Below are 11,744 nucleotides of genomic sequence, written 5' to 3'. Positions count from 1 at the left end.
GAGTACTTTCTGATTCTATCCTCCGCAACTATTTTATCCAACCTTTGCATAATTAATGGGATGTGGTTCGCTGCCATATCCCACTAATAATTTTCAAATTAATAAATATGACAATTGTCGAACAAATTATGAAGGTTTGGACACGCTATTAATTATATTTTTTAATTTTTAATTATTAAAAAATTATTGTGAAAATTAAATTAACATTTTAAGAATCCATTCATGGAATTAGGAAAACTTTATATTATGGCTTAATTTAATCTACACAATGGCTGTTCCTTACAGAATCACAATTAGGGTTTCCGAAGATCTGGTAAAAAAACTTCAGGATATAGTTAACCGTGGTAAATATGACACAATTTCAGATGCCATTCGGGAGGCTATAAATGACTTCATAAAAAAGAATGAAGAAAATCCTGTAAGTGATGTGGATGTAAAATTACCTGGAAAAATCTATTCAATTTTAGAGGAAGAGGTTAAAAGTGGAAATGCAGTTTCAGTTGAGGATTTAATAAGATTTATTTTAAGGGAATATGCAAAAAGTAAAACCAAAAATTAAATAAAATATTAGTATTCCAAAGCAGTATGGTTGTAATAAGGGAATCAGAAAATGAACTTTTAAGCATTCTTGGGGAGACTTATAAAAATAAGCTTTTTGATTATGCAAATATTATTGGCTATTCTATAGAGGAAGATGGTAATGAGATCAGAATAGAATTTAATCCAGACCGCCCTGATCTATTCTCCTTTTTTGCACTTAAGGAAAATATGAAAATTTATTATGATAATAATTTTAGGATAAAGGGGATACTTGGCCAATCCGACATAAAATTAATACCAGACAATAATGTATTAAAGGTTAGGCCATATGTTCTTGCCTTTGTGGCCTCGGGTGGTAAAATTGGTAAAAATGTCAGCCATATTATAGAATATCAGGAGAGGCTTCATGAGACCATAGGCAAATCAAGGAAAAAGGTGGCCATAGGCATACATGATCTTAATAAAATAAAGCCCAATTTTAAATATACTATTATTGATTCTAATAAAATTAAGTTTACAACATACGATGGTTTTACCGGTACGGCAGATGAAATAATAAAAAATCATGAAAAGGGAACAGAATTCTCAGGCCTGCTTCCGGATAAATCAAAGGTTCCTTTAATATTGGATTCTGAAAATGATGTAATGTCAATGCCACCTATAATTAACGGCATAAAATCAAAAATAACAGAGGATACTGAAAGGTTCTTTTTTGATATAACAGGAACCGATTATAATGCTGTTAGAAATGCATTCTTCCTTTTAGCCTATGAAATGTCATACCTTGGTTACCGCATTTATAGCTGTGATTCAGGCATGGGAACTAAAAAAATGCAGGAGCTTCATAATTTTGATTTCAGGGAAATAAAAATAAAAAGTGAGGACATCAAAAATGTAATGGGTTTTATACCAGAAGACCCAATAATACTGCTGAGGAAAATGGGCTATCGCTGTGAAATCTCAGCAGATGGTTATAAAATAAATGTTCCAGGCAACAGAATTGATGTGATGGGGCCTGCCGATATTGTTGAGGATATTGCAAAGTCATATGGATATGATAACATTAAGGAAACAAAACTAAAAACATGTGGTATTGGAAATCCATATGCTGAAAACGAAAATCTTGATCTCATCAGGGAAATAATGACATCCATTAATTATCAGGAAATAAAAACATTTGTCATTAATTCAAAATCGTTCTATGAATCCTTTGGATACCATGGCGGTGTCTATGTCCAGAACCCAAAAAGCCTGGATTTTTCTGTAGTAAGGGATAGGCTGCTTCCTGGGATGATGGATTTTTTGGTAATTAATAAGAGGAGAAAGCTGCCATTTAAGATTTTTGAAATAGGTGAGGTTATTGATAATATCTTTCAGCACACGCATTTATGCACTGTTTATGTTAACACCACGGCATCATATTCTGATATTTTTCAGGTTATAAATTATTTAAACAAACGTGTAAATAATTATAAATTAACAGTAAAACAGTACAGCACAGGAGAAATAATACCGGGACGCGGGGGGCAGGTCTTTATAAACAATGAATATGTTGGACTTATTGGGGAATTAAATCCGGATATAATTACAAGATTTGGTTTGAGTGTACCAGTATCATTTTTTGAAATAGATATTGGAAAAATGCTTAGTTTGTGATCACATCATTTTGAAAATTTTTTTTATTTTTTCTTCAGACAATAAAATTCCCATGCTGTTTGCATAATCCTTTAACTGGTCTATGTCAAATTTTATGCTGTAATTATATCTATGAATGGATTTTATTACATTATCATAATCTATTGATGTTTCCCTGCTTATAATTTTAACTGCACGCCCATCTATATTTTCATTGGATTTATAGGCATTCATTATGGATTCTAAAATTTGATTATTCTTGGAATAAAATTCTTTGCCTGCTGAAATAAGGCAGCATGGCCTGTCGTCCAGCAGATCATGGTAATCTTTTTCCCTTTTTCTGCCTTTACATTCTATAAAACTGGCAAATGGTTCCCATATAGCAATATACCTGAATTTAAATTTTAAAAAATCTAACATCCCAGTTTTAGGATTTTTATAAAATGATATATTATTATATTTATTCAACATCATGAAATTTCTGGATAATAGCATCATAGAAGATATGTCAGAGGTTTTTATCTGGTCAGAATCAAATTTATCATTTGAGAATATGCATGAACCACCTGATGCAACAGGGCCTATTATAAAATAATTATCCTTTGTTATGGCATATATTATCTGGGAAACTGCTGGAGATAGCGATATTTCAAGCGCATTATTCTCCATAGCATTCATCATATCGACAGTGTTGTTAAAGGAGATAACCTGTATATTTAAGTTAAGGGAATCAGCAACTGAAAAAGCCGCAGAGAGGAATTTTACATACTCTGAGGATTTTAAAATACCAATTCTTATATAATTCTCTATATGCCCGGGATAATATGCCTTTAACCAGATTTTTTTAATCAGTTTTCCACAATTTTTTTTGATGATTATATTTTTTGAAATCATCTCTGACAGTGTTTCGGAGATATGTGATTTTGAAAAATTAAAAAGGGTTTCCATCTCATACTGCGCCATACCGTTGTATTTTCTTTTTTTAAGTTCGGATATTATGATTTTTTTGAGACCTTTATCCATTAATAAAAATTATTTTTTTAAATTTAAATTTATTGAAACTTTATGTATAAAAAATCAATATGGTGCCATGGGAGATATTAATTTGCCAGAGGCTGTAATGCAATCATTCACATCAATAGGGCCCATGCTGGATTTTATAGCATTATTTTCTGTTATTGCAGTGTATTCAGGAACCCTGCTTCCATTTGTTATATTATTCTCATTCCTTTTATCATATTTTACATTATATACGGTATATTCATTATCCGGGTTATTTATAACCAACGGAGGTTATTATTCCTATGTAGGTCATATACTTGGCAAGGATTGGGGAATTTTTATTTTCCTGATTTATTTTGGTTACTCTGTTTTGACGGTTCCCAACATAGCAAACTTTATATCTGGTTTTGCCTCAAATATACTGTCAATATATAATTTCAATAACAATCATTTTATTTATATATTAATTTTAATATTTATATTACTGGTTTACATAACTGTTGGAAGCGGTATAAAAAAATCGATAAAATATACATTTATTGCCGGCATTCTGGAAATATCATTTATAATACTTTTAAGCATCATATTTATATTAACAGGAAGAAACAGTATAGGCGATTATAAAATTAATTTCCATTTAAACCAGTTTTTCTTTGGAATAATTTTCGGAATTCTGGCATTTTCAGGTGGTGGTTCAAGCATATTTTTATCTGAAAAAACAAACAATGCGAGGAGAAACACACCAAAATCACTTTTTATCTCATTTACAATTTCAGGGATTATTATGACAATATCCGCATTTTCTCTTTTATATGCCATTGGCAATCATGGTATTTTGGAATATTCTATAAATTCCTTTTATATTGTATCGTTTATTAAAGAAAGATATGGACCTATTTTTTTAATGATATTCTCATTTTTTGGTATTTTAAGCGGTTTCAATTTAAGCGTTTCCTATCTTAATGCATTTGTCCACATGTTCCCTAGATTTCAGTCGGATTTTGGCTTTAATAAATATATGGGTGAAAAAAAATTATTATTTATTATGTTTATTATAACATCAGTAATATCAATATCAACAACATACATTGCCGGGCCATTTACCTCATTTGTAATAATAGCAGGAGTTATAAGCTTTTTTTATATAATTATTCATATAATATCAAACATATCGCTTTATAAGGCCAGAAGAAAAAATATGATAATTCCAATGATTTCTTCAATATTGCTAACAATTGCATTCATAATAAGCTTTATAAGCAACACGGGTTTTTTCATTGTAATAAATTATGCTGTTTTGGTTTATCTATTAATTTCTGTAATTTCAATAATATATATTAAGCGTATGAAAAATACAATTTACAAGAAAATAAAGTTTGAACATCTTAAGGTATAAAGTGTATAAGTAAATTTTTATATAAAGATTTGATTGGAGGATACTGATTATGGCTATTAAAAATAAAATTAAACAGAAGATTATAGAGCATCCCGAGTTTCCAGTTCTAGCTATACTGCTTGCCATCTACCTTTTTATGGCAAATTATTTTGCCTATCCGGTTGCCTTTGATTACCCATTCTTAAACACATCAGGTGGTAGCGACCCGTACTTTAATTATTATGTTATTAATTATATATTAACCTACCATAAGCAATTGATTTATACAAAAATTATAAACTATCCGGTAGGTACATACAATTACAGGCCTCCATTTTATATGTGGAGCGTTGTATTTGCATCATATATATTCTCTCCATTTGTGGGTCTCAGTAAGGCCGCATATTTTGCATTTTCAGAATCCGATGCCTTCTATGCAGCCTTATTAATAATTCCGGTATATTTAATCACCAAGGAAATATTTGGGAAAAAGGCCGGATTAATAGCTGCATTCCTGTACACAATAATGCCAAGCAATCTTACAGCCGGCATACTTACTGATGACAGGGCACATACACCAGAACTCATATTTGCATTCCTTGCAATTTACTTTTTTGAGATGGCTGTGAAAACTGCTGGAAAATATAATATTATAAATAGACTGACAGATTTTAAATCATATATCCCATCCATTAAAAAATATTTTATGGAAAATCAGCTGGCAACAGTTTATTCATTGCTGGCTGCTGTATCTCTTGGTGCATTGATCAACTTCTGGCAGGGTTTTCCATATATAGAAGTTATAATACTTATTTATGTTGCATTACAGTTAATATTTAATTTATTTACCAAAAGACCAACAGGGTATCTAACATACTTAACAATATTTTTCATAGCCTTTTCATTCCCGTTTGGATATTATTACTATGATATGACCCACATGCTTATGCCATGGTTTTATCCGCCACTTATTATGGGCATACTTATAATAGGTTTTGGTTTTGTAATTAATATTATTGGTAGAAAACCATGGATAATCACAATACCATCAATTATTATTGCAAGTGCCCTTGGCCTTCTTATTTTAGCCAAGGTTAATCCTGTTATTCTAAAGGAATTAATTACCGGTGATGGTTATTTTGTCAAATCAAGGCTGTACTCAACAATTGCCGAGGCTGCAGCACCTCCGCTTGGATTCTACATAGCAGGCTTTGGACCAGGTGTATTTCTCCTTGGCATAGCAGGCATACCATACATTTTATATAAGTTTATTAAAACTAAAAGCGATGCGATGCTTTCAATTATAATATTTTCTATATTCTCAATTTTCATGAGTTTTGAGGCTGCAAGATTTAACATAACAGCAGCACCGGCATATGCCATTCTTGGTGGTGGGGCATTAATTTATTTTGAGGGCCTTTTAAAGGCAGGGGAAAACCAGGCAAAGGCCAGACACAATTCAATGAGAAAGAGGATAAAAACAAATATAACATGGTTGCAGGCCTCATTTGTGGTTATAGTTATACTTGTTTTAATAATACCTTCTGGAATGGGCGCAGTTTCAGCAGCGGTGCCTGACAATACAGCGTCACAGTATAATAGTAATATAAATTCATCCATCCCGTCATTTCTGAGACCAAATTCAACAGATTATTTTGGTAACTATGGTTTTGACGTTGTTAATTCAACGTCTCCATTATCAGAATCATTCAACTGGTTGGCTTCACAGGATTCCAATTTACCGGCAAATGAGAGGCCAGCATATTTATCATGGTGGGATTATGGTTTCCAGGAGGCCCTTCAGGGAAAACATCCTGCTGTGGCAGATGATTTTCAGCAGGGATATGTTTCTGCAGGGCAGGTCCTTTTAGCACAGAATCAGAGTGATATAGTGGCATTATTTATAGCACGCGATCTGGAAACTCCAGGTGCATTTACCAGCGGGCATTTTAATAGTACTGTTTATTCAACATTAAAATCATATTTTGGCACATCTGAGGCCAATAATATAACATACATTTATAAAACTGTAAGGATAGATAATAAAATACCATCAAATTATACCAAGCTACTTTCAGAGCCTGCATATGGAGGGCATCAGGTAAATGTTACAAATCCTGACAACGCTTATCATGCATTGATTATGGGTGAGCTGGCAAGCAAATATTCATTAAATAAACTTGTTAATGCATATGCGACACTTGAATTGGATACCGGATCCAAAATATCATATATACAGATAGACCACGGTTTATTCCCATTTAGTGGTTCTGATCCCGGCATATTCTATGCGCCTGCGTATCTTACAGACACCCCAACATATGATGCCCTTGGAGAAATAGTGCCAACAAATTACTATAATATATTTGCAGTTACAAGCAGCGGTACATATCCACTTAATAAACTGCCACAGGGTGCATCAGTAATAACATACGATATTTCATACGCACCTGCATTTTACAATTCCACAATATACCGTGCCTTTATAGGATACTCACCATCAGATGTGGGTGAGGTAAATGGCATACCAGGTATAAATTATGGTACGGGTGCCAGTGCTAAACCTGCATTTAATATGAGTCATTTTGAACTTGTTTATTATGCCTCATTATGGAGCCCGTATAAAAATTCAACAAAGGACCTTCAGTTCATACCAATACAGGAGGCATACCAGTACAAGCAGGAACATAAGGGTACCGTTTACCTGCTTCCACCTATTAGCGATGTTTATAATGTGGAGGACCCAATAATAGAGTACTTCCCCGGGGCAAATATAACAGGTAATATTCTTGGATACTCCGGGTCAGCCTCCGGGATACATGTAACACTTCTGGATCAGTATGGAATACCACATGAGGTTGTTACAACAAACAGTTCAGGGACATATAATCTTGTTGGCCTGCCGGGAAATGATACCCTGGTCTTCAGTACAGGGTCAATAAACAATTATACACTTGAGGGTTCAAACATAATTGCGGAAAAAACTGTAAATGTTACAATGCAGGAGGCTGAAGACCCATATACAATAAATCTGGGCAGTTTTAATATAACGCATAATGATATAAGTGGAAGTGTATCTGTTAAAAATGTAACAGGAACACAGAAAATAACAAGTGGCGTACTTTATTTCAATAATTCAGCACATAAATACTCACAAAAGGTATACATATCAAATGGGAAATACAATGTTACAGATTTAAGGAATTATACATACAATGTAAGCGTAACTAATAATTCCACAAAAATTACATATACGAACTTTACATCGTTTACACCCCAAGTGGCCAAAAACATTACAAAGGATTTTACTGTGAATATGGACAATCTCACTGTTTTTGTAAATTCTGGTGGTTATGGTCTTTCCAATTTTACCATAGATGTTTATAATAAAACTGGAAATAAAATTTATACCAATTATACGGATAAAAATGGAGAGTTGAGTATAGGCTTAATGCCAGGTAATTATACAGTTAAGGCAAGTGAAAAAGAGAATGGAATATATGCCAATAACACCAGTTATTATAATACCACATCATGGGATAATTCCAAAATCTTAAACATGGTTCCTGAAATAAATAATATGGTTAAGGGTAATTACACTGCAAATATTAATCTAATTGGAAATCTGAGTAGCTTAAACAATGTTAACGTCACACTGGAAGGGTCCAATGGCAGGTATTATAATTTAACCTCCAATAATGAAGTAAATATAACATTACCGTCAGGTATATACCGTATATCAGCATATTCATCAGGCTATTATATAAACCCTTATAATAATACAATAATATTAAATGGCACATCAGAATTCAACATTACCTATACAGACATTAAAAAGATTTATAATTATACATTATACCCTGTAAATGGAACTGATTATGCCATGATAAATGGATCATATTACGTTGTTCCATTTTATCTCAACAATACAGGAAATACAAATATAACTGTAAATGTAAATATTTCAAACAGTAATGTGCTTAATAAAACAGATAAAATAATGGCAACATTTGCAAACGGCAAAAATTATACAACTATAAACATACCAGAAAAAACAAATATGACATTATATGTGTATTTAAAACCCGCATCGGGAATTAAAATACAAACATACGATAAAATAGATATAAACAGTTATTATGATGATAAAATAATGCATAATGCAACCGTATCGCCTGAAGTCCAGAACATTACGGCCAGCGGTGTTGGTTCATCTGGCCATGGTGTTTTAAATAACTATACAAAAAACCCTGTTGACACATTGTATATTGGAATTGGGATTATACTTGGGGCCATGCTTATAGGTCTAATTGGATCAACAGTAAGATCTAGAAGGGGGAAGAAATAATGAAATTCAAAATTTTGGCCATTGCAATAGTTATTATTTTGATTGTCTCCGGACTGTTAGTTGCCCCATATGGAAATAATAATAACCAGAAATCACAAAGCCCATCATCCCTATCATTTAAAAATATTAGTTACCCAACATATGTTTACCAAAGCCAGAATTTTAACATATATATAAACGAAACATCAGGTTTTACAAATTATTCAGTTAATGCATTTTTTGGCGTGCAAAATAATAGCGATAATACTGTACCGTCAGACTATTATAAAAACTCATCAAATCCTGACTTTGTAATACCAATAGTGGCGCCAAATACAACTGAAAACATATATGTTTATGTTGAGGCCACAGCATTTAATGGTAATTCTAAGGAAAGTGCATATACAAACTTTTCAATTAACGTTAGCCAGCCCGTGCATCTAAATGCAACGCTTACAAATACTGCTTCCGCACCTGCATATAATATAACCGTTAATTTTCTGGTAAATGGCATAACTGTTAAAACATCCATGATAGGTAAAATTAATGCAAAGTCTAATTACACTGCATCTGTTATTGTGCCAAGAGCGGAATTGCCACCAGGCAGGGATTTACTTACCATAAGCACAAATAATCCCAATATAGGTGTTCCAAAGGGCGTATATTTCTATAATGGCCACCCACCAAACTATGACTGGATATACTACATAGCTGCAGTAACAGTTGCATTTGCAATATTTCTAATAGTTATATCCGGCAGAAGGAATACAGTTAAGGTTCCAAAATGGAAACGTGCCGGCAAAAAAACATCAAAATCCACGAAAAACACAAAATAAAGGTATTACGAAATTAATGATTTTAATGTAATAAATTCCTTTTCATAAACATTTTTCCTTGAGAATTTTTCTGGGACCCTCGTAACATCATATTTATCCTCGATTAATGATATTCTGGCCGCAGAAAGGGCATTGTCATGGATCTTATGTGGTGTGCTTGTATTTTCCTCATTAACTATCATCAACGGTGCTATGTTCTTTAATTCCTTTATTATCATATCACGGTTTGGTCTATCGCCATTTCCAATTTTTATTGTTATATACTTATATATATAACTTTTGGATATATTCAAAACCTCTGTTTTTATTATCTGAATATTCGGGCACTCGTAAGCCTCCATTAGAACATTATCGGCCATCACCGCTATACCTGGTCTGGGGCCTGGATCTATTCCTATGATAACATTTTCAAACTTATCCTTAAATAAAAGGGTCGCAAGGCTCATCCTAATGGCTTCAATGGATGAATCGGCCTTTATCTGATTCGGGAGTTTAAATGTATCCCTGCTGGAACTAAGTATAACCTTTATATCCTTTGGGATGTTGTATAAATCAGTTATACTAAAAAAGGGTATATGCCATTTTTTTAAATCTCTTATAATGTCATGGTAAAATCTAAAATCATGAGTATAAATTCCTACCCTGCTCATCTGCTTTAATAATAATATCATTATTTATAAATTTTTATATTAAATTTATCACTATTTTTCTTTCGCTAACAAATAAAAAAAATAAATATAAAAACGCAATAGGGTAATACTGGATAGGTGGCAGAGAGGTCATGCGTGGGACTGCAGATCCCATTTACTTGGGTTCAAATCCCAACCTATCCTTACCGTCCAAATCATTTTGCTTTTGGCCATTTTCAAATAATTTTATTTTAGAAACTTCGTAAATTGCATCCTCCTGCGATGCATGGAGGTAGATCTGGGTCGATGATAAATCCTCGTGGCCAAGCAATCTGGCAACGTAGAAAACAGATAATCCCTTTTTTAACAATTCAGTTGCATATGTGTGCCTTGCCATGTGCGGATGGAACTTTACTCCGGAATTCATTGAGACCCTCTTGCATATCTTCCTGAAATAATTATATGACATTTTTTTACCGATTTTGGTTGTGAATAAATAATCCTTGTCGGATGATGTTTTCCCCGGAACCCTTTCAATTAAATAATCGTCTATTGCATTTTTAACCTCGCTAGGTAAATATATCTCCCTTTCTTTTTGTCCCTTTCCCGTCACAAATATCCTGTCATTTTTTACATCCTTTAATTTTAGGTTTACAGCCTCCCCGAGCCTTATTCCGGTTCCAAATAAAAGGTAGAATATGGCCCTCTCCCTGGAACCTTCCCTGGATGCCTCCATTAATAATTTGTTCTTTTCCTCCTCTGTGCATGTCTTAACAGTGTATGTCTCATATTCCTTAAAATATTTCAACGGTTTTTCATTTTTGTATAATAACCACCTGTTTATTATTTTAATATACTCATTTGCAGTTTTATTGCTCCTTGTATTCCATATATTCCTAACAAGTTCCTGAAGGTCCTCCCTATCCATGGATTTGGATTTATTTTCTATATATGGCATCCTCCTTAATGTATCATTTACCGTTGATGGCGAGAGCCTTAATTCATCTATTAAATAATTTTTAAAATCCCTGTAATCCATTTATAACACCTAATAATCCCTTAATTTGATTATCTCCAGAACTATAATGTCGCCCTTTTCTATTCCGAATCTTCTTCTTATTATAACCGGAATCACTATTCTGCCTATATCCTGGACTTTTGCCTGAAATATTGCTGTTGTATAATGATCATTAAATAAAACTAAAAGAATCTATTAAGCTTATATTATAATTATTATTTCAAGTGAAAGCTTTATTTTACGAATTTTTTTGATTTGTATAACCAGCAATATTTTTATATTATCCCTATCTTTATTCAAATTTATATTTAAGGGATAAAAAATTTTTAGAAAATGAATTTTTAAATTTTATAGTAAACTGAATATTTAATTTAAAAGAACC

The 11,744-nt window shown here is 32.6% G+C and carries 8 protein-coding genes and 1 tRNA gene; 6 read left to right on the top strand and 3 right to left on the bottom strand.

What is annotated here, in order from left to right:
• Window positions 1–268 precede the first annotated feature (268 nt).
• Both AOG54_RS06120 and pheT read left to right on the top strand, forming a co-directional pair.
• Entirely contained in the window at window positions 269–559 is a 291-nt protein-coding gene (locus AOG54_RS06120) for a ribbon-helix-helix domain-containing protein (RefSeq protein WP_055032538.1), read from the top strand.
• A 26-nt stretch (window positions 560–585) separates the two neighbouring features.
• A complete protein-coding gene (gene pheT, locus AOG54_RS06115; RefSeq protein WP_054964286.1) occupies window positions 586–2,196 on the top strand; it encodes a phenylalanine--tRNA ligase subunit beta in 1,611 nt (536 codons plus the stop codon).
• On the opposite strand, the gene AOG54_RS06110 is transcribed toward pheT, so the two are convergent.
• A complete protein-coding gene (locus AOG54_RS06110) occupies window positions 2,197–3,198 on the bottom strand; it encodes a hypothetical protein (protein ID WP_054964287.1) in 1,002 nt (333 codons plus the stop codon).
• Between the two features lie 67 nt (window positions 3,199–3,265).
• Here AOG54_RS06110 and AOG54_RS06105 point away from each other — a divergent pair, with 67 nt between their 5' ends.
• The 3 genes from AOG54_RS06105 to AOG54_RS06095 are packed head-to-tail and all read left to right on the top strand — an operon-like array spanning window position 3,266 to window position 9,715.
• Window positions 3,266–4,573 (top strand): amino acid permease, encoded by a 1,308-nt coding sequence (locus AOG54_RS06105; protein WP_054964290.1) that lies wholly within the window; start codon window positions 3,266–3,268, stop codon window positions 4,571–4,573.
• Window positions 4,574–4,622: 49 nt separating this feature from the next.
• Window positions 4,623–8,900, top strand: a complete 4,278-nt coding sequence (locus AOG54_RS06100) for an STT3 domain-containing protein (RefSeq protein ID WP_054964288.1) — start codon at window positions 4,623–4,625, stop codon at window positions 8,898–8,900.
• Complete coding sequence (locus AOG54_RS06095; protein WP_054964289.1) at window positions 8,900–9,715, top strand: hypothetical protein; 816 nt, start codon at window positions 8,900–8,902, stop codon at window positions 9,713–9,715. Before AOG54_RS06100 ends, AOG54_RS06095 begins: the two co-directional genes overlap by 1 nt.
• Before the next feature lie 5 nt (window positions 9,716–9,720).
• Here AOG54_RS06095 and AOG54_RS06090 read toward each other — a convergent pair whose 3' ends face one another.
• Entirely contained in the window at window positions 9,721–10,365 is a 645-nt protein-coding gene (locus AOG54_RS06090; protein ID WP_054964291.1) for a hypothetical protein, read from the bottom strand.
• Window positions 10,366–10,476: 111 nt separating this feature from the next.
• On the opposite strand from AOG54_RS06090, the gene AOG54_RS06085 reads away from it, so the two are divergent.
• Window positions 10,477–10,548: transfer RNA gene (locus tag AOG54_RS06085), tRNA-Cys, on the top strand.
• Here the strand turns inward: AOG54_RS06085 and AOG54_RS09550 are convergent.
• Window positions 10,520–11,383, bottom strand: coding sequence for a tyrosine-type recombinase/integrase (locus tag AOG54_RS09550; protein ID WP_082180456.1), 864 nt, complete (start codon window positions 11,381–11,383; stop codon window positions 10,520–10,522). The two genes, AOG54_RS06085 and AOG54_RS09550, sit on opposite strands and share 29 nt — an antisense overlap.
• Window positions 11,384–11,744 lie beyond the last annotated feature (361 nt).

The organism is Acidiplasma aeolicum (genome assembly GCF_001402945.1).
In the GTDB taxonomy this organism is placed as follows: Archaea; Thermoplasmatota; Thermoplasmata; order Thermoplasmatales; family Thermoplasmataceae; genus Acidiplasma; species Acidiplasma aeolicum.
This window is presented reverse-complemented; position numbering and strand designations above follow the sequence as displayed.

Bases quoted from the DNA above. Each gene is read 5' to 3' on its own strand.
- AOG54_RS06120 (WP_055032538.1), top strand. From the start codon at position 269: ATGGCTGTTCCTTACAGAATCACAATTAGGGTTTCCGAAGATCTGGTA.
- pheT (WP_054964286.1), top strand. From the start codon at position 586: ATGGTTGTAATAAGGGAATCAGAAAATGAACTTTTAAGCATTCTTGGG.
- AOG54_RS06110 (WP_054964287.1), bottom strand. From the start codon at position 3,198: ATGGATAAAGGTCTCAAAAAAATCATAATATCCGAACTTAAAAAAAGA.
- AOG54_RS06105 (WP_054964290.1), top strand. From the start codon at position 3,266: ATGGGAGATATTAATTTGCCAGAGGCTGTAATGCAATCATTCACATCA.
- AOG54_RS06100 (WP_054964288.1), top strand. From the start codon at position 4,623: ATGGCTATTAAAAATAAAATTAAACAGAAGATTATAGAGCATCCCGAG.
- AOG54_RS06095 (WP_054964289.1), top strand. From the start codon at position 8,900: ATGAAATTCAAAATTTTGGCCATTGCAATAGTTATTATTTTGATTGTC.
- AOG54_RS06090 (WP_054964291.1), bottom strand. From the start codon at position 10,365: ATGAGCAGGGTAGGAATTTATACTCATGATTTTAGATTTTACCATGAC.
- AOG54_RS09550 (WP_082180456.1), bottom strand. From the start codon at position 11,383: ATGGATTACAGGGATTTTAAAAATTATTTAATAGATGAATTAAGGCTC.